Annotated in this window: 27 protein-coding genes and 1 tRNA gene; 17 read left to right on the top strand and 11 right to left on the bottom strand. The window is 62.2% G+C overall.

The window, feature by feature from the left end; genetic code table 11:
- Positions 1 to 177 precede the first annotated feature (177 nt).
- Positions 178 to 249 (bottom strand) — tRNA-Ala (locus NJQ98_RS10805).
- 151 nt (positions 250 to 400) lie between these two features.
- On the opposite strand from NJQ98_RS10805, the gene NJQ98_RS10800 reads away from it, so the two are divergent.
- From NJQ98_RS10800 to NJQ98_RS10780, 5 genes are read left to right on the top strand one after another with little or no spacing between them, the layout of a single operon-like run.
- On the top strand, positions 401 to 1,003 hold the full coding sequence (locus NJQ98_RS10800) for a DUF7287 family protein (protein WP_262178439.1): 603 nt from the start codon (positions 401 to 403) through the stop codon (positions 1,001 to 1,003).
- A gap of 1 nt (position 1,004) precedes the next feature.
- On the top strand, positions 1,005 to 1,589 hold the full coding sequence (locus tag NJQ98_RS10795) for a DUF7288 family protein (RefSeq protein WP_262178437.1): 585 nt from the start codon (positions 1,005 to 1,007) through the stop codon (positions 1,587 to 1,589).
- On the top strand, positions 1,577 to 2,572 hold the full coding sequence (locus NJQ98_RS10790) for a DUF7261 family protein (protein WP_262178435.1): 996 nt from the start codon (positions 1,577 to 1,579) through the stop codon (positions 2,570 to 2,572). Before NJQ98_RS10795 ends, NJQ98_RS10790 begins: the two co-directional genes overlap by 13 nt.
- On the top strand, positions 2,565 to 3,002 hold the full coding sequence (locus NJQ98_RS10785) for a DUF7266 family protein (protein ID WP_262178433.1): 438 nt from the start codon (positions 2,565 to 2,567) through the stop codon (positions 3,000 to 3,002). The genes NJQ98_RS10790 and NJQ98_RS10785 overlap by 8 nt, the downstream gene beginning before the upstream one ends.
- Positions 2,995 to 3,741 carry a DUF7289 family protein gene (locus NJQ98_RS10780; protein ID WP_262178431.1) on the top strand — a complete coding sequence of 249 codons (747 nt, stop codon included), beginning with the start codon at positions 2,995 to 2,997 and terminating at the stop codon, positions 3,739 to 3,741. Before NJQ98_RS10785 ends, NJQ98_RS10780 begins: the two co-directional genes overlap by 8 nt.
- 108 nt (positions 3,742 to 3,849) lie before the next feature.
- On the opposite strand, the gene NJQ98_RS10775 is transcribed toward NJQ98_RS10780, so the two are convergent.
- Complete coding sequence (locus NJQ98_RS10775; protein WP_262178429.1) at positions 3,850 to 5,664, bottom strand: DUF7289 family protein; 1,815 nt, start codon at positions 5,662 to 5,664, stop codon at positions 3,850 to 3,852.
- Positions 5,665 to 5,911: 247 nt separating this feature from the next.
- On the opposite strand from NJQ98_RS10775, the gene NJQ98_RS10770 reads away from it, so the two are divergent.
- Genes NJQ98_RS10770 through NJQ98_RS10755 form a run of 4 tightly spaced genes read left to right on the top strand, consistent with a single transcriptional unit; the run spans position 5,912 to position 8,355 of the window.
- Positions 5,912 to 6,373, top strand: a complete 462-nt coding sequence (locus tag NJQ98_RS10770) for a 30S ribosomal protein S15 (protein ID WP_262178427.1) — start codon at positions 5,912 to 5,914, stop codon at positions 6,371 to 6,373.
- Positions 6,373 to 7,485, top strand: coding sequence for a hypothetical protein (locus NJQ98_RS10765; protein WP_262178426.1), 1,113 nt, complete (start codon positions 6,373 to 6,375; stop codon positions 7,483 to 7,485). Before NJQ98_RS10770 ends, NJQ98_RS10765 begins: the two co-directional genes overlap by 1 nt.
- Entirely contained in the window at positions 7,482 to 7,721 is a 240-nt protein-coding gene (locus NJQ98_RS10760; protein ID WP_262178425.1) for a KEOPS complex subunit Pcc1, read from the top strand. The genes NJQ98_RS10765 and NJQ98_RS10760 overlap by 4 nt, the downstream gene beginning before the upstream one ends.
- Positions 7,714 to 8,355, top strand: a complete 642-nt coding sequence (locus tag NJQ98_RS10755; protein WP_262178424.1) for a 30S ribosomal protein S3ae — start codon at positions 7,714 to 7,716, stop codon at positions 8,353 to 8,355. Before NJQ98_RS10760 ends, NJQ98_RS10755 begins: the two co-directional genes overlap by 8 nt.
- Positions 8,356 to 8,421: 66 nt before the next feature.
- On the opposite strand, the gene NJQ98_RS10750 is transcribed toward NJQ98_RS10755, so the two are convergent.
- The 3 genes from NJQ98_RS10750 to NJQ98_RS10740 all read right to left on the bottom strand — a co-directional run bounded on the left by NJQ98_RS10750 (position 8,422) and on the right by NJQ98_RS10740 (position 12,228).
- A complete protein-coding gene (locus tag NJQ98_RS10750; RefSeq protein ID WP_262178423.1) occupies positions 8,422 to 8,877 on the bottom strand; it encodes a plastocyanin/azurin family copper-binding protein in 456 nt (151 codons plus the stop codon).
- Between the two features lie 40 nt (positions 8,878 to 8,917).
- Positions 8,918 to 10,111 carry a 5-(carboxyamino)imidazole ribonucleotide synthase gene (locus tag NJQ98_RS10745; protein WP_262178422.1) on the bottom strand — a complete coding sequence of 398 codons (1,194 nt, stop codon included), beginning with the start codon at positions 10,109 to 10,111 and terminating at the stop codon, positions 8,918 to 8,920.
- 104 nt (positions 10,112 to 10,215) lie between these two features.
- Positions 10,216 to 12,228, bottom strand: a complete 2,013-nt coding sequence (locus NJQ98_RS10740; protein ID WP_262178421.1) for a flippase activity-associated protein Agl23 — start codon at positions 12,226 to 12,228, stop codon at positions 10,216 to 10,218.
- A 91-nt stretch (positions 12,229 to 12,319) separates the two neighbouring features.
- On the opposite strand from NJQ98_RS10740, the gene ribH reads away from it, so the two are divergent.
- Genes ribH through NJQ98_RS10725 form a run of 3 tightly spaced genes read left to right on the top strand, consistent with a single transcriptional unit; the run spans position 12,320 to position 14,447 of the window.
- Complete coding sequence (gene ribH / locus NJQ98_RS10735; protein ID WP_262178420.1) at positions 12,320 to 12,724, top strand: 6,7-dimethyl-8-ribityllumazine synthase; 405 nt, start codon at positions 12,320 to 12,322, stop codon at positions 12,722 to 12,724.
- On the top strand, positions 12,721 to 13,881 hold the full coding sequence (locus tag NJQ98_RS10730) for a pyridoxal phosphate-dependent aminotransferase (RefSeq protein ID WP_262178419.1): 1,161 nt from the start codon (positions 12,721 to 12,723) through the stop codon (positions 13,879 to 13,881). The genes ribH and NJQ98_RS10730 overlap by 4 nt, the downstream gene beginning before the upstream one ends.
- A gap of 41 nt (positions 13,882 to 13,922) precedes the next feature.
- Positions 13,923 to 14,447 carry a hypothetical protein gene (locus NJQ98_RS10725; protein WP_262178418.1) on the top strand — a complete coding sequence of 175 codons (525 nt, stop codon included), beginning with the start codon at positions 13,923 to 13,925 and terminating at the stop codon, positions 14,445 to 14,447.
- On the opposite strand, the gene NJQ98_RS10720 is transcribed toward NJQ98_RS10725, so the two are convergent.
- Together NJQ98_RS10720 and NJQ98_RS10715 are read right to left on the bottom strand one after the other, a co-directional pair.
- A complete protein-coding gene (locus NJQ98_RS10720) occupies positions 14,413 to 14,844 on the bottom strand; it encodes an FAD synthase family protein (protein WP_262178417.1) in 432 nt (143 codons plus the stop codon). The genes NJQ98_RS10725 and NJQ98_RS10720 overlap by 35 nt on opposite strands.
- Positions 14,841 to 15,338: a Mov34/MPN/PAD-1 family protein gene (locus NJQ98_RS10715; protein WP_262178416.1), complete on the bottom strand. Its 498-nt coding sequence runs from the start codon at positions 15,336 to 15,338 to the stop codon at positions 14,841 to 14,843. Before NJQ98_RS10715 ends, NJQ98_RS10720 begins: the two co-directional genes overlap by 4 nt.
- A gap of 250 nt (positions 15,339 to 15,588) precedes the next feature.
- Between NJQ98_RS10715 and han the strand changes: the two genes are divergently transcribed.
- A complete protein-coding gene (han, locus tag NJQ98_RS10710) occupies positions 15,589 to 17,502 on the top strand; it encodes a Hef-associated nuclease (RefSeq protein ID WP_262178415.1) in 1,914 nt (637 codons plus the stop codon).
- A gap of 24 nt (positions 17,503 to 17,526) precedes the next feature.
- On the opposite strand, the gene NJQ98_RS10705 is transcribed toward han, so the two are convergent.
- On the bottom strand, positions 17,527 to 17,682 hold the full coding sequence (locus NJQ98_RS10705; protein ID WP_262178414.1) for a hypothetical protein: 156 nt from the start codon (positions 17,680 to 17,682) through the stop codon (positions 17,527 to 17,529).
- Positions 17,683 to 18,001: 319 nt separating this feature from the next.
- Here NJQ98_RS10705 and NJQ98_RS10700 point away from each other — a divergent pair, with 319 nt between their 5' ends.
- Both NJQ98_RS10700 and NJQ98_RS10695 read left to right on the top strand, forming a co-directional pair.
- Positions 18,002 to 18,559, top strand: a complete 558-nt coding sequence (locus tag NJQ98_RS10700; RefSeq protein WP_262178413.1) for a winged helix-turn-helix domain-containing protein — start codon at positions 18,002 to 18,004, stop codon at positions 18,557 to 18,559.
- Entirely contained in the window at positions 18,559 to 19,962 is a 1,404-nt protein-coding gene (locus NJQ98_RS10695) for a hypothetical protein (protein WP_262178412.1), read from the top strand. The genes NJQ98_RS10700 and NJQ98_RS10695 overlap by 1 nt, the downstream gene beginning before the upstream one ends.
- Before the next feature lie 178 nt (positions 19,963 to 20,140).
- On the opposite strand, the gene NJQ98_RS10690 is transcribed toward NJQ98_RS10695, so the two are convergent.
- The 3 genes from NJQ98_RS10690 to NJQ98_RS10680 form a co-directional block, all read right to left on the bottom strand.
- The gene (locus NJQ98_RS10690) at positions 20,141 to 21,571 is read right to left on the bottom strand and encodes a hypothetical protein (RefSeq protein WP_262178411.1); all 1,431 of its coding nucleotides are present in this window, start codon (positions 21,569 to 21,571) and stop codon (positions 20,141 to 20,143) included.
- A gap of 202 nt (positions 21,572 to 21,773) precedes the next feature.
- Positions 21,774 to 22,427 (bottom strand): recombinase family protein, encoded by a 654-nt coding sequence (locus NJQ98_RS10685; RefSeq protein ID WP_262178410.1) that lies wholly within the window; start codon positions 22,425 to 22,427, stop codon positions 21,774 to 21,776.
- Between the two features lie 94 nt (positions 22,428 to 22,521).
- Entirely contained in the window at positions 22,522 to 23,106 is a 585-nt protein-coding gene (locus tag NJQ98_RS10680) for a DUF8102 family protein (RefSeq protein ID WP_262178409.1), read from the bottom strand.
- Between the two features lie 376 nt (positions 23,107 to 23,482).
- On the opposite strand from NJQ98_RS10680, the gene NJQ98_RS10675 reads away from it, so the two are divergent.
- Together NJQ98_RS10675 and NJQ98_RS10670 are read left to right on the top strand one after the other, a co-directional pair.
- On the top strand, positions 23,483 to 23,863 hold the full coding sequence (locus NJQ98_RS10675) for a hypothetical protein (protein WP_262178408.1): 381 nt from the start codon (positions 23,483 to 23,485) through the stop codon (positions 23,861 to 23,863).
- Positions 23,860 to 25,050: a hypothetical protein gene (locus tag NJQ98_RS10670; RefSeq protein ID WP_262178407.1), complete on the top strand. Its 1,191-nt coding sequence runs from the start codon at positions 23,860 to 23,862 to the stop codon at positions 25,048 to 25,050. The genes NJQ98_RS10675 and NJQ98_RS10670 overlap by 4 nt, the downstream gene beginning before the upstream one ends.
- The last annotated feature ends 368 nt before the right edge of the window (positions 25,051 to 25,418 follow it).

Raw genomic sequence — 25,418 nt, 5'->3', positions numbered from 1 at the left:
GGTGCTGTAGCGACAGATTTCCCTCTCAGAAACCGCCCGACAGCGAGCCCCGCGCTGGCCCGTCTCATCATCTCCGTTCGCTGAGGGAGCCAGCGAAAAACCTATTCGGTCGAGTAAGTTCCTGAAAGCCGAGAAAACAGCGGTCGGCCGTCCTTCGTCACGGCTGTTTATTTTAGATGGACTCGCCGGGATTTGAACCCGGGGCCTCTCCCATGCCAAGGGAGTGATCTACCCCTGATCTACGAGCCCGCTACGCAATACACGATACCCGATGGCCTTTATTAAACCCATCGAAGCAACACGGGGACGGGAGTCGGTAGCGTGGGTCGGCCACAATGGCTAATAACGTCCACGACAGTCGATTACGAAACAGTTGTCGGGTCACAACGGGTCAACTCACATGGGAACACAGCGCAGTGACGAGCCACAGAACCGTCAGCCGGGGTCGGGGAGCGGTGAGCGCGGACAGACGACGCTCGATTTCGCCATCGGTATCAGCGTCTTCCTCGCGGTGTTGCTGTTCATCTTCCTGTTCATCCCGGGCATCCTGTCGCCGTTCACCGAGAGCGCGCAGGACGAGACGGTGTCGTCGAACCGAGTCGCGGACCAGCTCGCGACCGGGACGCTGGCGTCGCCCTCGGACCCGTACGCGCTGGACAGCTACTGTACGGTCACGTTCTTCGAGGGGGACGCGACGGGCTGTCCGTTCCAGAACGCGCCGCTCGAAGAACAGCTCGGCGTCGCGACGAGCAACCAGCGGGTGAACGTCAGCCTCCGTGGGAATCTGACCGGCACCGGCCAGGAGCTGCTGTGCTGGGACAGCTCCGAACCGGACACCGGACTCGTCGGCTCGTCGAGTGGCGAGTGTGATACGACCGGGCCGACGGACGACACCGTCCTGAGTCGCGGGGACGCGCTTCCGGACACCGAACCGTCGGTGACCTCGGTCAGGGTCGTCTCGCTCGACAACCGAGACGTGACGCTGTATGTGGAGATGTGGTAAGATGCGGGCACAGGCACACACGCTGGAGGCGACGGTCGCCGGGCTGCTCATGCTGTCGAGCCTCGTCTTCGCGTTGCAGATGACGGCGGTGACGCCGCTGTCGGCGAGCACGTCCAGCCAGCACATCGAGGACCAGCAACAGTCCATCGGGCAGGGCGTCCTCGCCGCGGCGTCACAGCGCGGCGTGTTGAAACCGGCGGTGCTCTACTGGAACAACAGCTCGGCGCAGTTCCACGACGTGGGCGTCCAGCGGTTCTACACGTCGGGGCCCCCGGAGAACCGTTTCGGCGCGATGCTGGAACGGGCGTTCAACGAGAACGGTATCGCTTACAACGTCTACTTGCGGTTCCAGAACGACAAGGGGGTACCGATAACGCGGCGGTACGTCTACAGCGGCGTCCCGACGGACAACGCTGTCACGGCGACCCATACGGTGACGCTACAGGACGACGACCCGCTGTACGACGCCCGGGAGCGCCCGACCGACACCAGCGTCGGCACCGCCAACGTGACCTATCCGATGCCCGACACCGGCGGCAATCTCTACAACACCGTTCGGGTGGAGGTGGTCGCGTGGCGGATCTGAGCGGCGGCGACCGGGGACAGATTATCCTGGTCGCGGCCTTTGCGCTCGCCATCATCTTCGTCGCGCTGGCGCTCATCGTCAACTCGGCGATTTTCACGGAGAACCTGGCGAGCCGGGGCGAGACCACCGGTAGCGGCGACGCGCTGTCGATGCGGGCGATGGTCGAGACGAACGTCGGCGACGCGGTCAGGTCGGCGAACCGCCACGACAACAGCTCGACCGCGACGCTGACGGCCGCCGTGAACGCCGGCATCAGCAACATCTCCAAACAGACGGGCCGGCAGGGGGCCCGGTCGGGCCGCGTGGTCGACGTCGCGTACGACTCGTCGAGGGCGGGAAAGCGGCTCTACCAGTCGAACGGGACGACGTTCGCCAACGACAGCTCGGACGCGTATCCCGTCGCCGAGGACGTCACCAGGGTTGCCGGGGGGAACGGCACGCGGGCCTTCGAGCTAGACGCCACCGGCATTGCGGCTTCGGACAACGCCAGCGCGTTTACCGTTCGGGTCCAGGAGCACGGGCTCGATAGCGGAAACGAGAACAGCTGGCGCGCCCGCATCTGGCGTGTCGACGCCGACACCGTTCACGTCAGGACGCTGAAAAACGAGAGCGGGACGAGGACGACCGAGGACTGCGAGGTCACGCACGACCCCACCGTCTCGTCGGTCCACATCGACGTGACGGGGGGGACCATCCAGGGCGAGGAGTGTGACGCGCTCACCACCGGTCCGACCGGCGAGAACTTCCACTTCGCGGCCGGAGCGACGGACAACTACGACATCTCCTTTGCCAACGCGGGCAACATCACCGGGAACTTCTCGATGGTCGTCCATCCGGGGGCGGGCCTGGCGCTCCCGTCGCTCGACACCACGCTCCAGTCCAGCGATGCGCTGTACGACGTGACGGTCCGGTACACGTACGTGACGACCGACCTGCGCTACGAGACCGACGTTCGGGTCGCCCCGGGTGAGACGGATGTCTGACGCGCGCGCGGTCTCGACGACGCTCAGCTACGTGCTCTCGCTGGGCATCGCGACGGTGCTCATCACCGGTCTCATCGTCGCCGGCGGGTCCTACATCGACTCCCAGCGCGAGCAGGTCATCAGGGACGAACTCACCGTCACCGGCCAGCAGATAGCCTCGGACATCGAGTGGGCCGACCGGCTGGTCAGAGCCGGCGACTCCGCCGTGACTGTCCGGACCAACCGGTCGTTCTCGAACTCGGTTACGGGCGCCCCGTACCGGGTCACGCTGGACGACGACAACGAGACGGTCGTCCTGCGCACCACCGACCCCGACGTGACTGTGCGGATAGGGCTCGCTGTCGAGACGCCGCTCGCGGAGAGCTCCATCCTCGGGGGCGACCTGCAGGTCCGGTACACCGGGAGCGAGCTGGAGGTGCGCGATGTCTGACCGGGCCGTCAGCGAGGTCGTCAGCTACGTGCTGGTGTTCGCACTCGTCGTCTCGACCGTCGGGATAATCTCGGTGAGCGGGCTCGGGACCCTTCAGGATGTCCGGAACGACGAGCAGATGGAGAACGCCGAACGGGCCTTCGACGTGCTCGCGGACAACCTCGCGGACATCCATCGGCGCGACGCCCCCAGCCGCGCGACGGAACTCAGCCTCGGTGAGGCTCAGATGGCAACCGGCGAGAACGTCACGATGCGTGTGAACGTGACCGACGCCGACGGAACGTGGCGGAGCAAGGGCTGGAAGATACGCCCGCTCGTCTACACCGGCGACGAAGACCGGAAGCTGGTGTACGAGGCCGGGGCGGTGTTCCGGACCTCGAACGGCGGCGGAGTCCGGATAACTGACCCGCCCTTCGTCGTCAGCGAGGACCGCGTCCTCATCTCGGTAGTCGGACTCAACCGTCCGGACCGGCAGTCCCTCGCCGGGTCGACCGTACTCGTACGCGGGCGAAACAGGGGGACGACTCTCGCGTACAACAGCACGGCTACCGACGTCAGCAGGGTCTCCGTGTCCCTACGAGGAACGCCTCGGACGACGCTGTGGACCGACTACTTCGAGGAGTCGGGCTTTGACTGTACGGACCTCACCGACGGCATCGAGTGTACGTTTGACCCCGGGAGCGACATCGACCAGGTGTACGTGGTCCACCACGACATCCGGGTCGGCATCGAGTCCTGACCACGCGTCGGGGAACGGGCGGGCCGGGTTCGCCTCGTCCTCGGTTCCCGCTCCTCTCACGGGCCCGTAGCGTGCGAACACCCCGCTACCAACGCACGGCCGACCGTCTCAGCCGTCTTCGACCCGGACTTCGTTCGTCGAGGCGTGGATGTACGTCACCCGGACGATGGACTCGCTCTGTTCCAGCACCTGCTGTGTTCGGAGCGCTTCGTCGTAGTGGATGGAGCCGCCGTTACCGGAGCCTATCGTCGTGGTGCCGGTGAGGACCCCGCCGTAGATGACGCCGCTTGCCAGCGTGACGGTCCCGGTGCCGGACGTACCCGGCGGGGCGTATATGACGCCGACGTACTTCGCGAGGTTCCCGCCGGAGCCGTCACCGATGGTCGCGGTGAAGTCGTCCTGGCCGAACATCCGGAACTGCGGGGCGTCGTCACCGTCGTTGGTTATGTTCGCCCCCTTCCCCAGATACAACTGGTTCGCGTTGCCGCCGCTGCCCTCGACGTAGACGCTCACCGTCCCGTCACCGACGACCTCCATGGTGGCGTTCTCCCCGAGCTCGATGTTCTCCTCGACCGCGAGGAAGATGTCGCCGTCGGTGGTGTTGAGCGTCACCCGGTCGTCCGTTGCGACGTCGACGGTTTCGAGGTAGTAGGTCCCGGCCGTGAGCTCGACGGAGCCGGAATCGAGCGTGTTCCCGCTGATTGGATCGCTGTCGCCGTTGTCGTTGTTCGACTGGGTCTCGTTGACCTGGGTTCGGACGATGCCGTTGATGGCCGGCGCCTGGTCGATACCGCTTATCTGGGTCACCTGGCCGGACGACCGATTGTCACAGGCGTTGCGCGAATTCTCGCAGCGGTCACTGTAGCTGATGTTCCCGTGGACGAACGGCGCCCCGTTCCCGTTCGACTTCCCGACGTCGATGGTCCCGCCGGAGACGACGTCGCCGTGGATGTCCGAACTCCCGGAGCCGCTGGTGAGGTCGATATCCCCGCCGTAGACGATGTCGCCCTCGTTTTTGGGGGTCTGTGCGCAGTAGCCGACGTCGGTCCCGCTGGAGTTGTAGCTGTTGATGTACACCTTCGTCGGGCTACAGAGGTTCCCGGCGTTGCCGTTCAGGTTGAAGGTCCCGCTGGCCGAGAGGCTCGACGTGGCCGAGGTAACCTTCGTGTTCTGCAGCGGCGTGACCAGCGCCAGCGTCACCGTGTCGGTTCCGTGGTCGTACTCCACTTCGCCGTCGGTCCGGGTCTCGAAATACCGCCCCCACGCGCGGTAGTACGCGCTGGTGACGGACACCTCGACTCGCGCGTTCTCCAGGGGATTGGTGTAGTTTCCGTTCATGCCTGGATTGGGGAAGTACCGCGTGGTGTTCGCGTCGGAGATGACGGCGCGGTCGCCGATGGACCCGGACGAACCGACCGTCACCAGCGGCAGCGTGAGCGTGGCGTCGCGGTAGTGGAACTCCGGGGGCGACACCATCACCGAGTTACCGTCGCCGTCCGACCGCCAGACGCCACCGCCCTGGTAGGCGACGGTGGTGCCGTCGTTCGTCTCGTAGATGATGCGGCCCATCTCCGTCGAGAACACCTCCGTCTCGTTCCCGTTCGTCTGATTCCTGTACGACAGCGTCATCCGCCCGGCCCCCTCCTCGGCCATGTACGTCGAGTCCCGCCCCGTCGCGAGGTCCACTCGCTGGCGCTGGGAGTTCCCCAGCGCGACCAGCGCGGCCTGCGAGTCGAGCTGCGTCATCGTCTTCTCCGTTCGCTCCGTGTCGAGGGTCTCCTGTGTGCCGTCTATCGCCCCCGCACCCAGCGCTACGATGATCGTCGTCGCCGCGATGACCAGCGCGAAGACGAGCAGAAACCCGAGCGGCCCGGACTGTGCCCGTAGCCGCCGCTGGTCGCCCTGACCCGAACAGGCAAGCATACTACGAACAGACGCAATCGGACCTAATAAGCGCGCTGGCCGTTCTCCGCCCGCAACGACCCCTCGGGACAGATGGAAACGGTTTAGTCCCGTGACGGGCGAGTTCCCCACGGGAACAGCACGACCGCAAATCTGACACGCCGCGGGCTTCCGCGGCTCGGGATTGCGGCCGTGTTTGGCATCAGCCGATGCCGATACGCCTCGCTACCGGTAGCGACGAGCGGTTCGTGCGGTTCCAACGACAACTATGGCACGAATGCACACACGCCGCCGCGGCTCGTCCGACTCGGACAAGCCGGCGGCAGACGAACCCCCGGAGTGGAGCGACGTCGACGAAGACGCCATCGAGGCACGCGTCGTCGAACTCGCAGAGCAGGGCCACTCGCCCAGCGAAATCGGCCTGAAACTGCGCGACGAAGGCGTTCAGGGCACGTCCATCCCGAACGTCAAGCTGGCGACCGGCAAGAAGGTCACCGAGATTCTCGAGGACAACGACGCCGACCCCGACTTCCCCGAGGACCTCCGAAACCTGATGAAGCGCGCGGTCCGCCTGCGCGACCACATGGACGAACACCCCGGCGACCACCAGAACAAGCGCGCCCTGCAGAACACGCAGTCGAAGATTCGCCGGCTCGTCGACTACTACCGCGGTGACGAAATCGACGAGGACTTCACCTACAGCTACGAGAAAGCCGCCTCGCTCCTGTAATGTCGGCTACCGGTCGGGACCAGGCGCCAGCCCCCTCGCCCAGTGACCTCGCCGCCGCGCTCGACGGGGCCGCCTTCGTGCGGCTCGTCAGCGACGCGACCGGCGAGGCGCTCGCCGGGACGGGGCTGCTGGCGCAGGCACTGACGGCCGACGACACGCCGTTCCAGGCGAGCGTCGTCGCCCCCTTCGCCGACCCCGACCGGTCCACCGAGGCAGACGTCACAGTCGCGCTCGGCGCCGGCGGTCACGGCGCCGACCACACGCTGTCGGCGAGGCCGGCCGCGACGGCCAACACCGTCGCCCGCGAACTCGGCGCCAGTCCGGACCCCGTCCTCGCGCTCGCCGGCACCGTTGCCGGCGGCGCGGTCGACGGCACGGTCGCCGACGCCGCCGAACGCGCCGGCGTCGAACGACGTCCGGGACTCGCCGTCCCGGTCGCGGACATCGCCGACGGACTGGCCCACTCGACGCTGCTGTCGGGCCCGTTCTCCGGAGATGTCGAACGGGCACGGGCAGCGCTCGCGGAGCTGGACCTGCCCGACGACCCCGCCGACGACGACCGCCGGCGCATCGCGTCGCTGGTCGCGCTGGCTGTCACCGAGGACGCTCCCGAGCGGGCGACCGAGACAGTCGCAGCGGCGTTGCACCCCTACGCCGGCGGCCCCTTCGAGACGGTCGGCGGCTACGCCGACGTGCTCGATGCGGTCGCCCGCGAGGCACCCGGCACGGGCATCGCGCTCGCGCTGGGGCACGAGGGTGTCCGCGAATCGGCGCTGTCGGCCTGGCGGACCCACGCGAGCCGCGCCCACGGCGCCGTCGCCGACGCGACGACCGGCCGGTACGACGGCCTGTTCGTCGCCCGCGGGGACGAGATGCCGGTCGGCACCGTCGCCCGCCTCCTGGCCGACTTCCACGCGCCGGAGCCGGTCACGCTCGTCGTGACCGACGGCAAAGCGGCCGCCCGCGCGACCGACGGCCGGGACGTGGCCGCGACCATGCGCGCCGCGACCGACGCCGTCGGCGGCGAGTCGGCGGGACGGGACGACCGCGCCCGCGCACAGTTCGACGTGCCCACGTCGGAACTCATCGAAGCGTTCCGGGAGGCAGTATGAGACGGGCCGACATCGAGACCGAGTTCGGCTCGCCCGACGCCGCCGAACGCGTCGTCGCGGCCGTCCGCCCGGACAACACCGCCGAGATGACCACCCGCGTCGAGGGCGACGCCGTGGTCACGACGATAGAGCGCGACAACACCAGCGGCCTCCAGTCGACAGTCGACGACTACGTCGTCAACCTCCGCGTCGCAGCACAGCTTACGACCGACCCAACACAATCCAACCATGAGTGAACGAAGCGTCTCCAAGCGCACACAGCAGAAACGGTGGTACACCGTGCAGGCTCCCGAGCAGTTCGACCGGGAGACTCTCGGCAAGACCACAGCAGACGAACCGGACAAGGTGCTCGGCCGCACCATCGAGACCACGCTGGGCGAACTGAACAACGACGCCAGCGAGAACAACACGAAACTGACCTTCAAGATCAACGAGGTCGCCTCCGACACCGCGTACACGGAGTTCATCAAGCACGAGCTGACGCGGGACTACCTGCGCTCGCTCGTCCGCCGCGGCTCCTCGAAGGTCGAGGCCTTCATCACCGTGCTGACGACGGACGACTACCGCGTCCAGATTCAGCCGGTCGCCGTCACGACCAAGAAGGCCGACGCCTCCCAGGAGAAGGCCATCCGCCGGACGATGATCGACCTCGTCCGCGAGACCGCGAAGGACCGCACCTTCGAAGAGGTCATCGACTCGGTCGTCGAGGGCCGCCTCTCCTCGGCCATCTACGGCGAGGCCAAGGACATCTACCCGCTCCGACGCGTCGAAATCCAGAAGACGACGCTCGAAGCGCGTCCCGAAGAGGTCGCCGCCGAAGAGGAGACGGCCGTCGACGTCGACGAGGACGACGTCGACGTCGAAGCCTGATTCAGGACGGCTCACTTCACTTTTTCTCACCGACGACGAGCGGCCGCGCCGTGAGCCCCCGCTCCGTCAGTCCGTCGTGGCCGTCACAGCCTCGGTCGGCGTTGCCGACTCCCCGGTGACGACGACGGTACCGACCATCCCACCCGTCTCGTGGGGGATACAGAAGTAGGGGTACTCGCCGGGCACCTCGAAGGTGTGTTCGAAGGTGTCGCCCTCGAACATCGTCCCGCCGGAGCTGTTGCCCCAGGCGTCGCGTGCGGCCTCCTCGCTGTCGAACCCGCCGGACGCGAAGTAGTCGGCGCCGTCGGGGAGGCCGCTCTCGTAGGCGGTCACGGAGTGGCCCTGCTTGTTCGTGTTCAGCCAGGTGACCGTGGTGCCGGCCGAGACCTCGATGGTCTCCGGGCGAAACACCTTCGCACCCATCCCCACGTCGTAGTCGCTCGGTGTGCCGCCACCGATACAGCCGGCCAGTCCGACCGCCGCCGTCGGGACGGCTGTCCGGAGGAAGGCCCGTCGGTCCATACCTCGCGCTCGGGTCCGGACGGACAAATGCCGCTCGGTTCTACCCGCGGAAAGTGAGCCCGTCGCGCAGCTCGCTGACCTCGGCCAACAGCCCGTCGCGGTCGTCGCCAGTCATCGTGACGTGCCCCATCTTCCGGAGCGGGTACACCTCGCGCTTGCCGTACCAGTGGAGGTGCGCTCGTTCCGTCGCAAGTACCGTCTCCTCCCCGCGCAGCACGGCGTCCTGGCGCTCCTCGATGTCGCCGAGGATGTTAGCGGAGACGGTCGGGTCCCGGATTTCGGTCGTCCCGAGCGGCTCGCCGAGCACGGCCCGGATGTGCTGTTCGAACTGCGAGGTGTGGCACCCCTCGATGGTCCAGTGACCGGAGTTGTGCGGGCGCGGGGCGATTTCGTTGAGCAGAATCTCGCCTTCTTGCGGGCTTTGCCCGCTCGAACCTTCCGAGCCGCTCCGCGGCTCGCTGGTCTGGAACAGTTCGATACCGAAGACGCCCCGACCGTCCATGGCGTCGAGTACCTTCAGCGCCACGTCCCGGGCGCGCTCCCGGACCTCGTCGCTCGCCCGCGCCGGTGCGACGCTCTCGCGGAGAATCTCCTCGCGGTGGACGGTCTCGGTGACGGGGAACGTGTCCCGTTCGCCGTCGCCCAGACAGCCCATCACGGCGAGTTCGCGCTCGAAGTCGACCATCTCCTCGACCATGGCCGGCCCGGCGACCTCGTCTATCGCGGCCTCGGCGTCTTCCGGGCCCGATACCGGGACGTTGCCCCGCCCGTCGTAGCCGCCGGTCCGGGCCTTCAGCATGGCGGGGTAGCCCAGTTCCTCGCAGGCCTCGCGGAGTTCGTCGGCGGTGTCGACCCCGCGGAACTCGGGGACGGGCACGCCGGCCTCGGAGAGCCGGCGCTTCTGGACGAGTTTGTCCTGGATGGTCCGCAGGGTCTCCGGCGCCGGGTGGACCGGCGTTCCGGTCTCCTGGGCGACCCGCTCCATGGCGTCGGGGTCGGCGAGTTCGATTTCGAAGGTCAGCACGTCGGCCCGCTCGGCGAGTTCGCGGACGGTCGATTCGTCCTCGAAACCGCCGACGAGCTGGTCCCGGACCACCGGCGCGGCCGGGCAGTCCGGCGTCGGGTCTGCGACGACCACTTCGACGCCGAGGGGCGCCGCGGCCTCGCCGAGCATCCGTCCGAGCTGTCCCCCGCCGACGACGCCGACGGTCGGGCCGGGAGAGGTTCGTGTCATGGCCGGACTTACCGCTGGGGTCCGCTTAAGCCTTTGAGTTCCAGCGCTCGGTCCCGCTGTCGATGGCGGTTGTCACTGCGCCATCCCGGTGCCGACGGCGGTTGTCATTGTGCCGTCTCGTTGCCGACGGCGTCCTCGTTCGTCCAGACCGTGAACAGGTTCCGTTCGCCGGTGGTCCGCATCCGGTGGGTCTCGTTTTCGTAGCCGGCGGCCTCCAGCGCCGCCTCGGGGACTGTCGGGTCGAAGTCCTGGGTGATGATGACCGGCGGCGGACTCTGGCGGAGGAGTGACTCCAGATTCCGCTCGTTGTTCTCACACTGAACGTCCATATCGCCCGCGGCGAAGTACCACGGCAGCGGCAGTGCGTTGTACCACATCAGACAGGTGGGTTTGTTGTTCCGGTAGGACTCGTCCCACTCGTCCCGGTTCGGTCCGACGTAGGCGTTGTGCTGGTCGAACTCTCCCCCCGACTGCCCGTAGTAGACGAGCACGTCGGTGTGCCCGCCGTTGGCCGTCGCGAGCCGGTCCATCTCCCGGAGGTCGTCTTTCAGGCTCTCGCTGGGCTGGGCGTACTGGACCAGGGGGTTCCCGTCCTCGGTGGTGTTCGTATAGACCTGTCCCACGGCGGACTGGGCGACAAGCAGCGACAGGGCAAAGAGGACGAGCGTCGCGCTGGTAAAGCGGGACGTGTCACCGGTCGAAAGCGACGCCGACCCCCAGCGGAACACGGCGCCCAGCGCGACTGCGGCCGGCACCGCCAGCGGGACGATGGCGTGGACGGCGAGCCAGGGCGCGCCGATGTCGGTCCCCAGCGGGTAGCCGAAGATGGAGACAAAGCCCGCATAGAAGCAAAACGGGACCAGGTGACGGGGTGTCGTGGCACTCAGCCGGTCGAGGACGTAGCCCACGGCCCCGAGTACCGCCACCACGCGCGACCCCAGTATCAGCGCCTCGGTGGACACCCAGAAGTGCTTCATGTACGTGTCCCGGGCCTTCTCCGTGCCGGGCTCCAGCCAGTTGCCCCACTGGTCGACGACGCGGTCTACCGTGGTCTCGAGCAGCTGCCCGAACAGCGCTGGGTTCGTTATCCCCTCCCAGAACCCGACGTAGCCGGGCGTCGACGCGGCGATGACCGGGTGGCTTTCGATGCCGTCGATGCCGGCGCCGCGGGGCGCATAGAAGTACAGCGAGACGAACCCGAAGACGACCAGCGCGAGGACGACGTGCCCGACGTAGGCGCCGGCGACCTGCCAGGCGGGGTCGTGGCGCTTGCGGAACGACTGGACGATACCGACGACCCGCCACACGTCGCCTTTCACCCGGCCGACCACGCGGGCCCAGACGGCGCCGGCTGACGGGGGGCCGGTGGCGAACTCGACCCGGCCGAAACGCTCGGGCAGGACGGCGGTCGCGAGGTCGTTGACCTGCCGGGGGAGCATGAACGCGGCGGCGTCGCGGAAGCCGTTCGGCAGAATCAGAAGCTTCGCCAGCAGGAGACCGGTCGCGCCGAGCCAGGTGACGACGTAGACGAGCGCGTTCTCCTTCGAGGCGAAGCCGAGCGCGAGGAAGACGGCGGCGGCGTACATGTAGCGCGGTTTGCGGGTGTCGTAGAGCCGCACGAGCAGGGCGAAGGCGACGAACATGAACGCCGCGACGAGGACGTCGCTGCGCATGAACCGCGAGTAGTAGACGAGGACGGGGTCGAGCGTAAAGAGGAACGCGAGCGCGACGGTCTCGCTCCGGTCCAGGTGCGCCCGCAGGAGCAGCGCCGAGAGGGGGAGCAGTCCGCCGACGACGGCGACCGGGAGCCGCATCGCGAAGTCGCTGGGCCCGATGAGGGCGAACAGCCAGCGGTCGACGTGCTGGATGAACGGCCCGTGGATGATGTACCGGTAGGCGAAGTTGCCCGTCTCGCCGAAGTGCCAGGCCCAGTAGGCCACCCGGCCCTCGTCGAAGTGGGCCACGCGGGCGCCGAGAAAGACGGTGCGGAGGACGAGCGAGAGGACCGTTATCGCGACGACGACTTTCAGCGTCGCGTAGTCGTCGCTGTCGAACCACGCCGCGCTCCGGTCCCGGAACTGCTGGAGGGCAGAGACGACACCGCTCGACGTAGACATTACTGAGTGCAAGACGAGCGGGGATTAGAATCTTTCTGGTTTCCCGACACGGAACGGTAGTTCTTTACGCGCGAGTGTCCCCAAACCGAATATGGTGCAGCTCGGACTGGTCGTGGCTCAGTACGACAAACACGGGGACGTCATCGACGCGATGCGGGAGTCGGCGCACGCGGCCGCCGCCGACGCGGGCGCGACCATCGCCGAGACGCTCTCGGTCCCCGGCGCCTACGACACGCCGCTCGCCGCCGACCGGCTGGCGCGGCTGGACGATATCGACGCCGTCGCCGTGCTGGGCGTCGTCATCGAGGGCGATACGGACCACGACAAGGTCATCACCGACGCCGCCGCTGGGGGGCTGACAGACGTGTCGCTCAAGCGGGACACCCCCGTCACGCTGGGCATCATCGGGCCGGGCATGAGCAAGGACGAAGCCGAGGCGCGCACGGACAAGGGCGGCTCGGCCGTCACGAGCGCCATCGAACTCGCAAAACTATGACTATGGACTTCGCTTCACGGGTCGAACGTGTAGAGCCGAGTGCGACACTCGCGATAAGCAACAAGGCCGCCGAGCTGGAGGCCGAGGGCAAGGACGTCGTCGACCTGAGCGTCGGCGAACCCGACTTCGACACGCCCGAGAACATCAAGGACGCCGCCAAGGACGCCCTGGACGCGGGCCACACCGGCTACACCTCCTCGAACGGCATTCCCGAACTGAAGGAGGCCATCGCCGGGAAGCTCCACGACGACGGGCTGACCCAGTACGGGACCGACAACATCATCGTCACGCCCGGGGGCAAACAGGCCCTCTACGAGATATTCCAGACGATAATCGACGACGGTGACGAGGTCGCGCTGCTGGACCCGGCGTGGGTCTCCTACGAGGCGATGGCGAAGCTGGCCGGCGGCACGCTGACCCGCGTCGACACCGCGGCACACGACTTCCAGCTTGAGGGCGCACTCGACGACCTCGCCGAGGCCGTCTCCGACGACACCGAACTGCTGGTCGTCAACTCGCCGGGGAACCCCCACGGCGCGGTCTACTCCGAGGAGGCGCTGGCGGGCGTCCGCGACCTCGCAGTCGAACACGACATCACGGTCATCTCCGACGAGATTTACAAGGAGATTACCTACGACGGCGCCGAGGCCCACTCGCTTGGCACGTTCGACGGCATGGAAGACCGCACGGTCACGCTCAACGGCTTCTCGAAGGCCTACTCGATGACCGGGTGGCGGCTGGGCTACTTCGCCGGGCCCGAGGAGCTGGTCTCCCAGGCCGGGAAGGTCCACTCCCACTCCGTCTCCTGTGCGGTGAACTTCGTCCAGCACGCCGGCGTCGAGGCCATCACGAACACCGACGAGGCCGTCGAGGAGATGCGCCAGGCCTTCGCCGAGCGCCGCGAGTTCCTGATGGGTCTCTTCGAGGACCACGGCGTCCACGTCCCCGAGCCCCAGGGCGCGTTCTACATGATGCCCGAAATCGCGCCCGAGGGCGACGACACCGAGTGGTGCAACGAGGCCATCTCGGAGGCGCAGGTCGCGACCGTCCCGGGCAGCGCGTTCGGCACGCCCGGCTACGCCCGCATCTCCTATGCCAACAGCAAGGAGCGGCTGGAAGAGGCGGTCGACCGGCTGGCCGAGCACGACCTCATATAAGAAAGCTAACTGTTTTTGCCGCGGGGCACGGAGCGGTTGGTATGCCAAGCAGACGTGCGGTGCTGTCGCTTTTCGCCGGCGGGACGCTCGGTTCCCTCGCGGGCTGTGGCGACTCCGCCGAGGGGACCGACCGCGACTTCGGACTGACGACCACCGGGGCCACGGGCGCGCCCGGCGAGGCGGTCGGCGTCGAGCTGACGGCCCGCGGCGTCGGCGTCGTCACGTACCGCGTCGAGGCGCTCCCGCCGGTCTGGCAAGTGACACAGGGTGATTTCGACCCCGGACCGACCTCCGTCCGTGAGATGTATCCGCCGGAACTGCTCTGGGAACCCCCGATAGGGACGGTGACTGGCTCGTTCATCGTCGCCATCCCGCCGAACGCGGCGCCCGGCAAGTACTCGCTGCCGGTCCAAGCCCGCGCCGGCGGCGCTGACGGGACGACCGTCTCGACGGCGACACTCACGGTCGAAGGCGCGACGGCGAGCCCCACCGACGGGGAGACCGAGACCAACTCCTCGCCACGCGGGACGGCTACTCGCTCCGCTCGGACAGAATCCGGTCGATGATGCGCCCGGTCGAGAGCAACCGGTCGGCGTCGTCGCGCTCCAGCGGGCTCGCCCGCCGAACCGCGCAGTCGATGCCCCGCTCCCCGAGGGCCGCCTGCAACCGCTCCTCGTCGTGGTGCTGGTCGTACCCGAGCGCGATGACGCCCGGGTCGATGCGTTCGATGGGGACGAAGATGTCCTCCGGGTGGCCGAGGTGGGCCTCGTCGACGGGTTTCAGCGCCGCCACCATCTCCCGGCGCTGCTCGTCGGGGACCACGGGCGGCTCCTTGTGCGTGACGTTCTCCGAGCGGGCGATGATGACGTGTAGCTCCTCGCCCATCGCGGCCGCGTCCCGCAGATAGTGGACGTGGCCGGGATGTAACAGGTCGAACGTGCCCTGCGCGACGACGCGGGTCACGAATCCCACTCCTCCTCGCGAAGCTCTTGGTCGATGTCGTGCTGGTCGAAGTCGAAGAACGTCTCCTCGGGCGGGTCGATATCGAGGACGGGGAGCTCGATCGGCTCGCCGTCGTTGTCGAAGGCCTGCCAGTCGTCGGGCCCGTACGGGTAGCCAACGATGATGTGGACGTCCCCGCGCCCGAAGGTGGCCAGGTCGGCGTCGCTCGGCTGCAGGACCCCGTTGGGATGTGAGTGAATCGACCCCGCCGCGCGCATGTCGTTCGGTACCATGCTCGTCTTGACCGTCGCACTCACGGCGTTCGACTCGGTCCCCGGGATGACCAGCACGTCCGTCAGGACGGTGCCGTCCCGGTCCAGCCCGACCTTCCGGGCCGCGTCGCCCCGCAGCAGTCCCATGTACTCGTTCGGATGCGTGTCCTCGGACGCGGCCCGCGCAAACTCCAGTGCCGACTCGGCGATGCCGAGAATCTCGCCCGAGCGAAACAGCCCCATGCCAGGTGGTGGGTCCGGCCCGGTTCTAAGCGTTCCGCTCTAGATTAGTTGGTGACCCTGTCGAAAGGACCGCCACTCTGCAGTCTGACCGCCGGACCGCCCCGAGCCGGTCAGCTCGGGGCCGGAGTCCAGCCCGCCGGGCTTTCCGGCGATTCGAACGGGAGTGGCTGGCTCGTCCGGTTCCGAAGCCGGCGTCTCCTAGCCAACTATTTCGAAGAGTACAAACCGTCGAGTGTCGAAGTGACGCCAAATGTCTTCGCCAACTGGCACCGACGACGGTGCCGAGGCTCCCGAGGGGGGAGCCATCGTCTACGATCTTGCCGCCGGCTGTACCGCTGACGACGTCGACGTGGGTTCGCGCTACCTGGCCACGGTCAACGGCGTCGTTGACTACGGGGTCTTCGTCGATCTCTCCGACACCGTCTCCGGGCTGGTCCACGACTCGAACCTCGCGGGCTCGTACGAGGAGGGCGACACGCTGGTCGTCGAACTGGGCGAGGTCCGCTCGGACGGCGACCTGAGCTTCGAGGAGATTCAGCTCACCGACTACGAGATCGAACACGTCGCCCACGGCACCACCGCCACGGTCGACGAACTCGCCGACTCGACCGGCGACACCGTCGTCGTCGAGGGGCAGGTCGTCCAGGTGAAACAGACAGGCGGCCCCACGATTTTCCAGGTCCGCGACGGCACCGGCGTCGTCCCCTGTGCGGCGTTCGAGGAGGCCGGCGTTCGCGCCCATCCGGACATCGAAATCGACGATATCGTCCGGGTGTCGGGTCGGTCGGAGGAGCGAAACGGCGGCGTGCAGGTGGAAGTCGACGCGCTGTCGCGGCTCGACGGTGACGAGGCGACAGCCGTCGAGGCGAACCTCGACGACGCACTCGAAGCGGCGGCCGAGCCGGCCGACATCGACCCGCTCGTCGAGTGGCCCGCCTTCGAGAAGCTGTGGGACGACCTACGACAGGTCGCCACCGAGCTCCGGAAGACCGTCCTGGAGGGGCGCCCCATCCGGATGCGCCACCACGCCGACGGCGACGGGCTCTGTGCGAGCGTCCCGCTGCAAGTGGCGCTCGAACGGTTCATCGCCGACCACTACCAGGACGGCGACGCTCCCCAGCACCTCCTCAAGCGGCTGCCGAGCAAGGCGCCGTACTACGAGATGGAGGACGTGACCCGGGACCTGAACTTCGCGCTGGAGGACCGGACCCGCCACGGCCAGAAGCTCCCGCTCCTCCTGATGCTCGACAACGGGTCCACCGAGGAGGACACCCCCGCGTATCGGAACCTCCGTCACTACGACATCCCCGTGGTCGTCGTCGACCACCACCACCCCGACCCGGAGGCCGTCGAACCGCTCATCACGGAACACGTCAACCCCTACCTCCACGACGAGGACTACCGAATCACCACCGGGATGATGTGTGTCGAACTCGCGCGGATGATAGCCCCCGACCTCACCGAGGAGCTGCAACACGTGCCCGCCGTCGCCGGCCTCTCGGACCGCTCGGAGGGCGAAGCGATGCCGGACTACCTCGCGCTGGCCGAGGAGCAGGGCTACGACGAGCGCGCACTCCGCGACATCGGCGAGGCGCTCGACTACGCGACCCACTGGCTGCGCTACAGCTCCGGCGAGCAGCTCATCACCGACGTGCTCAACGTCGACTGCGACGACCGCGACCGTCACGGCGAACTCGTCGACCAGCTGGCCGAGAAGGCCCAGCGCGACGTCGACCAGCAGCTCGACGCCGCGATGGAACACGTCGACCACGAGCGCCTGGACAACGGGGCTCACCTCTACACCATCGACGTCGAGAACCACGCCTACCGCTTTACCTACCCCGCGCCGGGGAAGACGACCGGCGAGATTCACGACGCGAAGGTGGCCGAGACCGGCGACCCCGTCATCACCATCGGCTACGGCCCCGACTTCGCCGTCCTCCGGTCGGACGGCGTCCGGCTCGACATCCCCCGGTACGTCACCGAACTGACCGAGGAGGTCGACGGCGGCGGCGTCTCGGGCGGCGGCCACCTCGTCGTCGGCTCGATAAAGTTCGTCAAGGGGATGCGCAGCGAGGTTGTCGACGCCCTCGTCGAGAAGATGGCCGAGGCGGAACTCGACGAGGAACTGGCGAGTTCGTCGGCCCTGCCCGACGACGTCTGACGCACTTTTGAGGTCGTATCCTCGCTACGAGGCGAAGCGGACGCGCCGGGCGGCCAGGGTGGCGACCGCCAGCGCACCCAGGACCGCGGCGGCGATGCCCAGCGGTACCGACGGCTGTCCGCCGCCCCAGTCGCGTTCGAACACGCGCCCGAAGTACTCCGCGACCGCGGTGCCGTGCATGACGAGCACCACTTCGCGGTTGGCAGTGGCGGCCTGTTCGTTCCAGTTGAGGCTTAGAAAATTGGGTTGTTATTCCAAAATATAAGAGAGAGTATAGCGGTCTGATCCATTGGCATGACAACGAAGCTTCATTGTTATATCTGGACTGTCGAACCACAAACTAGATGTCCGCGTTATTTTCTCTGACCTCCATCGTTGAAATAGAGTTGGTGAATGACCTTCCGTACTGTTTTGTCCCGGACAATATTTCGAATGCGGTCGATATAGCCGGAACCTTTAACATGAACATACCCCAAACCGTCTGATATGGTGGCCACAAATGTCTGACCGAGATGACCACCAAGAAGACGATGAGTCCGAAATATCTGCTCTCGAACTTGGTTCTGATCTTGAAGACCCACTTGACGACCTCTCTGATGACACTCCCTCAGTTGACGGATTTGGAGACGAAGAGAGTGATACACTTGCGCAAGATAAGATCCGACGAGCAGTTCGGAAATACGGGGAGGATGGAATCACCGTGAGCGAGATAATAGAAGTAACTGGTCTCGCGCGGAACACGGTCGATAAACACCTTACTCGCCTCCGTCAACTTCGGGAAGTATACCGCCAGAAACGGAACAAGCAGACGTACTTCTACTATCCCAATGGGAAGCCACTTCATTCATTTGGGAAAAAACGGATTGAGGATGGCGACACGATTCTGGATATCCAGCTTGCTCAGGGTAAGAACGACGATCTCTACTTCCATTTGACTGAGAAGCGATTCTCGTTGATGGAGGGTGAAACCACTGAGGGAGCAGTTATTTTTCCCATGTCCTCTTTAGATGAGGTCTTCCAGAAGCTGCAGGAATTCGCGGACGAGGTAGATCAATAATGCAACAGCTCAAATTCGTTGAGAAAAACTCGCAGGGTCTCGATGAAGTTCGAGTCTCTGATATCGAAGGTATCGAAGCGCCGTATTACACCCCTGAAGTGAGCGGCCCCGAGGGGCTTCAGGCACTCTTGTCTGCAAAAAATGCCTTAGAGAAACAAAACCCGATTATGGTTCCCGGTCATCGCTGGCAAGATATTCGGTCTAAACCACGCTTCAAGCAGGTACGTGATGAAATTCGGTCTCTGGTCACTGAGCACCCGTTCTACTATTATGAACCGGTCGAATTATTCCGCTATTCTCGACCACAGAACCTCGTGACCTACGCGTTCCAGGGAGATCAGGGGCGGTCTAGGGACTTCTACGATCTCCTTCGTGACAAGGAATACGAGAAGGCTATCGGCAAACTCCCCTCCTTCTTCCAACCGTTCGTGGAGAAGCAGATGAAGGGGCTACTAAAGAGCAAGGACCTGGCCGTCCCGATGAAGTTCCAGTCACAGAGTAGTGGGAAAGTTCACGAGGCATGGCGCGACAGCCGTGCTGACTCAGGATTTACTAACTACTTCGAGCGACTTGCGGATGACGCAGGCAACGCTCCCAACGCTGCCCTCATTCCACCTGCTCCACCGGTCATGAAATCTACGGGTAAGGATGTGATCAGTCGAACCCTTGGGTTCAACAGCTATATGCGGAAACTCGCTCGCTCAAAGTGGGATGATCCGTCGTGTGGTAATGTGACTGCTTATCTCCACTTCTACGTAGACCAGGGGATATTCGAATCGAACAACAACAACAATGATGTCCGCGTAAAGAAGGCGGTCAGATCAGAGATAGAGAACTCAACCTACGCTGGTCTCGCCATCACGATCTCCAACATCGAAAATATTTGGAGTAAGGGTAATGAGAAGGCGCTTGAACGATTCATAACAGATATAACTAGTCTCGCCCGTGAGAAACACCTTCCAGTCATTATGCCGCGGTCGGGATACTTCGGTATGCATCTGACTGATCACGGGGTCCATAGCTTCTCCAACCTCATGAACGGGAACCTTACATACAACCGGCGTGGCGGTGGCATTGATGAGAGGGCAAAATACGGAACCCTTCCAGTCTACGGAGCGGCCCGAGACGTAAACGCTGAGCAACTTGACCGTGTCCTCAGCCGGAACCAAGGACAGGTACATGATGTCGCAGGAGTTCCTAATTCCCCGCCGACTTACAACAGTTCCGCCAGTACCTACAAGGCGAAATTTGGTAATGCGAACCAGTTCAGGATTGAGTTTGGGAAGCCCCGCAGGATGGTTCACATCAAAGAGGCGAAAGAGCTTCGAGAAGGGATCCAGCGTGGAACCGCTCAACCAGCCCAACGATACTTAGAACGTTCTCAACACCCCGATCTCTCGTAAACGACCACGCCTTACTGACTAGGTAAGTCTATTCAAATACTCCGTGATCAGCCCCTTTGATCTTCTTCATTACTTCCAATCTGCGGGGAAGGTGAATAGTTATCATATCCCTCCGGTCAGTAGGAATGAACACTATCACGCCGCCGGCTGAGACGGTACCGGGCTTTACTCCATCGCCTCAGTCAACGAGGCTTCGGTCGCCTTCGAGATACTTGTGCCCGATCTCGGTGATGGAGACCTTGTCATTTTCCGAGATTGAGACCGCATGTTGTTCTTCGAGAACCATACAACGCTCTTCGACATAGTCCTCTTGGTAGTCGAGGTGGTCGGCGATGGCCGTGATGGAGTGTACGTCATTCTCGTCTACTGAACGCAGGATGTGGTAGTCTCCGAAGTCCTCGGCTGACCGGATGTTCTCGGTGGTATGGAGTGTCTGGAAGAGTAGCCAGATAAGCTTCGCCGAGAGGAGTTCGTCGTCGGCGTAGTCGGTTCGTTTCCCGTGAAGGATGTCGACGCGGTTCGGCCAGAGGCGGCTACTGTAGTAGTCACGGAACTCCTCGTCGATCTCGGAGATGTGGCGGGGGCTTCCTTCGCCTTTGTTGACGACTGCAACCCCGGTTACATCATGGTCGGGCCGCCAGAGGCCGATGTCGAGAGCGAGGTCGATGAAGATGCCGTCGAGTTGGGTGAGGAGAGTGGGAATGCTGAGGGCGTATCTTCCCTCTGCGTGGGCGTCGAGTGCCTCTTCAATGATCGTCTGCCGTTCGTCGTACTCGTCGAATGAGAGGAAGTACTCTTTGAAGCCCTCGATGCCCTCCTCGTCGCGGAGTTGTGCGGCGAGGAGTTCGGCCGCGGCATCGTTCCCTTTATCGCAGAACTCGCGGTAGAGCTGCATGAAGGCTGCGTGCTTGACGTTGGAGAGCCACTTAAACTCGAAGTCTGACTCCTCGATTTCTTGGTACTGTCCGGCGAGATCAGCGATTGGCTCTAATGCGTCGGATAGGAGTGAGTCGAAGTAGCTGTCCAGTATCGTGGATAGTTGGGTGGCCAGTTGCTGGTGGTACGATGTAGTGATAGTCTCCAACGCCTCCGTGAGGCCCGTGAGTTGTGGGGTTGGGACATTGAGGTCAAGTTCGAGGGAGGGGTAGAGAGGTTCTTCTGGCAAATCGTCGGTGAACGCTACCTCGTTGATGTCTGCCTCGTCGGCGTGTACCCCGACGTACTCTCGGAGGTACTCCTCAGCCTCATCCACGGAGTCTATCCTTGTCTCTGGTTGGAGTTCTTCCACGGATTTCTCCGTGCTGAAGTAGATACCTCCGATGTTGAGGCCATAGCCTGTGACGCTTTTCGACGGATCAGTGAAGATCTTAATGTAGAGACCGACGAGCCATGCTGCCCGTTCCTCCGAGACGGCCAGTCCATCGGCGACGCGGCTGACAGCGTCTTGCCAGCTTTCCGCCGCTCGGACGTACTCCCCCGCTGCGCGGATTTGCTCGCAGTCGTTGAGTGTGGCTTTTTCGACCTTCTCCCGCCAGTTCCCTTCGATGTGTTCCATTAGCTCCTCAGCTGATGCCACTTCCTCCTCGTCCGAATCGCCGTCCTCTGGCATTGGTGGCTATATTGTGATGATGGTTTAGAACACTTCTTCACTGAAAGGAGTCCAGAAACCGGTTTGAGAGTAGGGCCACATGTAGAGGAGCCACGCCGCAACCACCGAGGTTAGTAGGAATGGATCGTGGGGTAGTGCGTTGTGATTGAGGGAAAGCCCGAATATCTTGAACAAACTATATTTCCGGTGAGACCGACAAAAATCAGAGACCGTAGAGTTCAGTCCGTTCGAGAGCGCGACCAATCGTTGAGCGCGCACAGTCCAGTCGTTCAGCAGCCTTGCGTTTCGAGAGTTCCTCTTTTTGAACCATGTCCAGGGCCGCAACAACATCGTGATAATCTTCATTCTCAACGAGACGGCCATCATCTTTCGAGAAGCCGAGTGGCGCAGGACCGTGGTGGTAGTCTTCATTTTCCTGGCGGGCAGCGATCCCCTCGCGTGTGTTCATTTGCTTCACTCGGGCCTCCCACTCAGCAAACGCGCCGAGCATCTGGAGCATCAACCGGGCCATCGGATCATCTTCGCCCATGAACGGTGGGAGATTATCCCGAACGAAATGGATCTCGGTATTATGAGAGGTGACCCGCTCAACGGTTCGGTCGAGATCTTGCAATGAGCGAGCGAGCCGCGTGATGTCATGAACTACGACAGCATCCAAGCCATTGGCCTCGACATCGTCCATTAAGTCCTGGTAGCCGCTACGATCAGTGTTCGTACCGGTACTCTTGTCACGATAGGTCTCGATATCCTGCAAGCCCGCTCCGAGTTCGTCTTGTGCGTAGTCAGCCGTAGAAGATAGTTGTCGGTCGAGATTTTGGCCCGTTGTCGAAACCCGTACGTAGCAGCCTACTTGCACGGATACGGACAGGGTTGCCAGCTACTTAAAGAATAGTTATTACGGACAGTCTGTCCAGGAACGCACGTTCCCGGACAGGGGGTCGCTAGGCTAATCAGTAGTCATCATGAGAGAGCGTCTCTTCTGGTTCTGTATTTTTTGGGAAACCATCTTGATCTAGCGGTCTGAACTGAAAGCTATCATCGAGATAGTCATTGTTGAGGGCTTCACGCAGTTCCGCTAATGTCAAACTGCCCCCCTCTTCTAATTGTCTGAGTAATTGATTTTGTCGCTCTTGTTGTAGTCCGTATTGTAGGTCAAGTTTGAAATCAAGGAGCTCGTATCTATCGTCAAGTCCTTTTTTAATTCCATTTCTTAGGAGTTTTTGAAACCGATTATCTGTCGACTCTCCTGGAGTTTCGGGCGTATGTGCACACATACGAAAGAGAAAGGCAACAACATTTTCTGCTGCTTCGAAAATCTCCTCATTGATTCCGTCTGAATTAGTTATGATTTGTGAGACATCCCTATTCTCAAGATCCTCATTGAGATAAACGAAATCATACAACCCATTTCTGGTCCTGTTTCGGATTCGATTTCGCGCATTTCGCTCGCTGTCATCCTGAAGATTTGTTCGACCCGAGAGATAGTCGCGGTCGGAACTCGTCAGAATCCCGCGGCCACGATCTGGTCCTGCCATAATCGTATTCGGATACGGTATCTTGCCTTATTAATCTAATTGCCTAAAACATCATTCGTATCCGGTTACGGTACACTCGATTCAATTATACCGACAACGACTGATGATTCATTTAGAACATCGAAGAGCAACCTGACAACAATCGTCAAAGACTATCACCAGTAGATAGTTGAGATACAGTTCGAGAAGCGGTTAGAACCAACTCAATACGTCTCAACTATCTCAGATTGAAGACACCAATCGCACAGAACAGAAAGTAAGCTAGCACCGGGTTCCCCTCTTCGGACCTGAATAGAGTGTCGCTGCGTTAGTGATAACTCTATCCAGCGAAGAGACCGCTGCCGCGCCTTGGTGCAAAAAATAAACCCTCGGTATAATGCACTCACAGGATCAAACAGACAATCTTTATGTCCATGACGATGAGCTAGACTGGAGATCGGTAAAAACAGATCACTATATAATTAAGTGGACCTGCTACTGTACTGAACAGAGAACTGGCCACGCAGCTGTAGTTGATGAAGAAGAAAACGAAAAAAGGTCTCTCGCTAAACGAGTAGCAGGAAACAGAAACGAAAAAACCGCCTTACGTGGGAGTGATTGGGGAAAATTCGGCTCACTATCAGGACTCCGCTCTATTTTCATTACTACTACTGTACGGTATCATACTGATAACAAAAACATCAACGAAAAGAAACAAAGTAGGAATCGCGGTTTCACACTGAAACCACACGTACTGAATCTAGGTGGTGGCCAGTGACCGCTCGTGAGGTTCTCGGGTGGCGCATCCCTCGTACTGAACGCGATGAATTCGTTCGGTTTGTTGAAGAGAAATGGGGTTGTGCGGACTCCTATGTCCGGTTTGAGCTGGAATCGGCGATGCGTGAATTTATGGATAAAGACAATCTACTCCACGAGGCTGAACAGCTTCTCCAAGACTACCTAGTGTCTCAGGGAATTTCTTCTTCAACACCAGTCCTATCTAATGAAAGAATTGATCACAGTGACACAGTTCAGCTTGGCTACCGTGTAAATTCACAGTTGAAGGACGAGTTCGCGGCGTTTGCGAAACGACACTGCGACGATAATCTTGGGGCGACACTTGCTCGGGCATTGAATTCGTACCGTGACGGAGGTCGTCGCCAGAGGATTTTAGATAAAATTCATCATCTCGTAACGGGTGGTATCGACGCTGATACCACTTTTGATGCTGATGAAAATGGTGATCACACAAACAGAAATGAAGAAAACGTGAGTCATCAATCGACTCGGTCTGGCTTGTCTGATGAAAATAGTATCGTTTGCCAGTCTCAACTTGACCAGCGAGCCGAGGGGGGAGCTAAATCTGATGAAAGTGTCAGTGTTGATCCGATGATGGTATCCGATATTGCAAATAAATTAGGTGATGAATTCACCAGAAAAGAGGTGATACGGACTATAGCTAATGAGCTTGATGGGAATAACGAGACAGTCGAGTTGTACACTGAAGCTATAATATCTTATAAGAACGCAGTCGAGCATCCGATTAATGAAGACATCCTCATCTCTGAAGAGAGGCGAGAACAAATTACAGTTTATGGCGATCTCGACCGCGAAGAACGCGTTGAGAAGCTTAGGATCCTCCTTACCCGAGAGGCGTTAAAAACTCATGAGTTAGATTATAGCATAACCTATACAGACGTCCAAGATTTGTTCAAGGAGAATCTCGCTGACCAGCCATCTGATGACTACACATATACATTAATGGATGATGCTGCAGAAAAATCCGGTTTCGAATTTGAAAAGCGCAATGGACAATATCAACTGTGTGTGGAGCTTCGGCCGGTCGACCGGAAAATAATTGAAGAAGCTGCAGATCATCCCGATGTCGAAAGTGTCAATACAACTTCTTCAGAGAAAGAATCGAAGTCCCCTGAAGGAACCGAGGGATCTAGCATACCATCATAAAGACGCTTTCATAGAACTATTGCCAAGATACTGTTTGCACCCGGTATTTGGCGATGAGCTGTCCGTAAGTGCTTGCGAACGGAACGCGAAAACTTACTGGTGGTCTCCGGTCTACTCGTTAATATCCTAGTGTGCACACGGTCTCAATGTCGCTTGAGTGGTATCGGGAAATGGAGTGCCACGTGGGATTCGGGCAGGAACCTGTGTAGCTACGCGATATGGCACTCCATCTGTACCCCTGTCAAGCGGCAAATAAAACCGTTTGGTAAATACTATCTCTACTGCGAGGTCGTTAACCCGTATCGAATAGGCTCTTACCGAAGACAGCGAAACGCAGGTACCTGTCCCAAAATTGGGAGATAGGCTTG

It is taken from the genome of Haloarcula laminariae, assembly GCF_025457605.1.
GTDB lineage: Archaea > Halobacteriota > Halobacteria > Halobacteriales > Haloarculaceae > Haloarcula > Haloarcula laminariae.
Note: the sequence above shows the minus strand (reverse complement) of the source record. Positions and strands in the feature narration are given on the sequence as shown.

What these genes read in the sequence shown, in the direction of transcription:
- NJQ98_RS10800 (WP_262178439.1), top strand. Translation starts at nt 401, where the DNA reads ATGGGAACACAGCGCAGTGACGAGCCACAGAACCGTCAGCCGGGGTCG.
- NJQ98_RS10795 (WP_262178437.1), top strand. Translation starts at nt 1,005, where the DNA reads ATGCGGGCACAGGCACACACGCTGGAGGCGACGGTCGCCGGGCTGCTC.
- NJQ98_RS10785 (WP_262178433.1), top strand. Translation starts at nt 2,565, where the DNA reads ATGTCTGACGCGCGCGCGGTCTCGACGACGCTCAGCTACGTGCTCTCG.
- NJQ98_RS10780 (WP_262178431.1), top strand. Translation starts at nt 2,995, where the DNA reads ATGTCTGACCGGGCCGTCAGCGAGGTCGTCAGCTACGTGCTGGTGTTC.
- NJQ98_RS10775 (WP_262178429.1), bottom strand. Translation starts at nt 5,664, where the DNA reads ATGCTTGCCTGTTCGGGTCAGGGCGACCAGCGGCGGCTACGGGCACAG.
- NJQ98_RS10770 (WP_262178427.1), top strand. Translation starts at nt 5,912, where the DNA reads ATGGCACGAATGCACACACGCCGCCGCGGCTCGTCCGACTCGGACAAG.
- NJQ98_RS10765 (WP_262178426.1), top strand. Translation starts at nt 6,373, where the DNA reads ATGTCGGCTACCGGTCGGGACCAGGCGCCAGCCCCCTCGCCCAGTGAC.
- NJQ98_RS10760 (WP_262178425.1), top strand. Translation starts at nt 7,482, where the DNA reads ATGAGACGGGCCGACATCGAGACCGAGTTCGGCTCGCCCGACGCCGCC.
- NJQ98_RS10755 (WP_262178424.1), top strand. Translation starts at nt 7,714, where the DNA reads ATGAGTGAACGAAGCGTCTCCAAGCGCACACAGCAGAAACGGTGGTAC.
- NJQ98_RS10750 (WP_262178423.1), bottom strand. Translation starts at nt 8,877, where the DNA reads ATGGACCGACGGGCCTTCCTCCGGACAGCCGTCCCGACGGCGGCGGTC.
- NJQ98_RS10745 (WP_262178422.1), bottom strand. Translation starts at nt 10,111, where the DNA reads ATGACACGAACCTCTCCCGGCCCGACCGTCGGCGTCGTCGGCGGGGGA.
- NJQ98_RS10740 (WP_262178421.1), bottom strand. Translation starts at nt 12,228, where the DNA reads ATGTCTACGTCGAGCGGTGTCGTCTCTGCCCTCCAGCAGTTCCGGGAC.
- ribH (WP_262178420.1), top strand. Translation starts at nt 12,320, where the DNA reads ATGGTGCAGCTCGGACTGGTCGTGGCTCAGTACGACAAACACGGGGAC.
- NJQ98_RS10730 (WP_262178419.1), top strand. Translation starts at nt 12,721, where the DNA reads ATGACTATGGACTTCGCTTCACGGGTCGAACGTGTAGAGCCGAGTGCG.
- NJQ98_RS10725 (WP_262178418.1), top strand. Translation starts at nt 13,923, where the DNA reads ATGCCAAGCAGACGTGCGGTGCTGTCGCTTTTCGCCGGCGGGACGCTC.
- NJQ98_RS10715 (WP_262178416.1), bottom strand. Translation starts at nt 15,338, where the DNA reads ATGGGGCTGTTTCGCTCGGGCGAGATTCTCGGCATCGCCGAGTCGGCA.
- han (WP_262178415.1), top strand. Translation starts at nt 15,589, where the DNA reads ATGTCTTCGCCAACTGGCACCGACGACGGTGCCGAGGCTCCCGAGGGG.
- NJQ98_RS10705 (WP_262178414.1), bottom strand. Translation starts at nt 17,682, where the DNA reads ATGCACGGCACCGCGGTCGCGGAGTACTTCGGGCGCGTGTTCGAACGC.
- NJQ98_RS10700 (WP_262178413.1), top strand. Translation starts at nt 18,002, where the DNA reads ATGTCTGACCGAGATGACCACCAAGAAGACGATGAGTCCGAAATATCT.
- NJQ98_RS10695 (WP_262178412.1), top strand. Translation starts at nt 18,559, where the DNA reads ATGCAACAGCTCAAATTCGTTGAGAAAAACTCGCAGGGTCTCGATGAA.
- NJQ98_RS10690 (WP_262178411.1), bottom strand. Translation starts at nt 21,571, where the DNA reads ATGCCAGAGGACGGCGATTCGGACGAGGAGGAAGTGGCATCAGCTGAG.
- NJQ98_RS10680 (WP_262178409.1), bottom strand. Translation starts at nt 23,106, where the DNA reads ATGGCAGGACCAGATCGTGGCCGCGGGATTCTGACGAGTTCCGACCGC.
- NJQ98_RS10675 (WP_262178408.1), top strand. Translation starts at nt 23,483, where the DNA reads ATGCACTCACAGGATCAAACAGACAATCTTTATGTCCATGACGATGAG.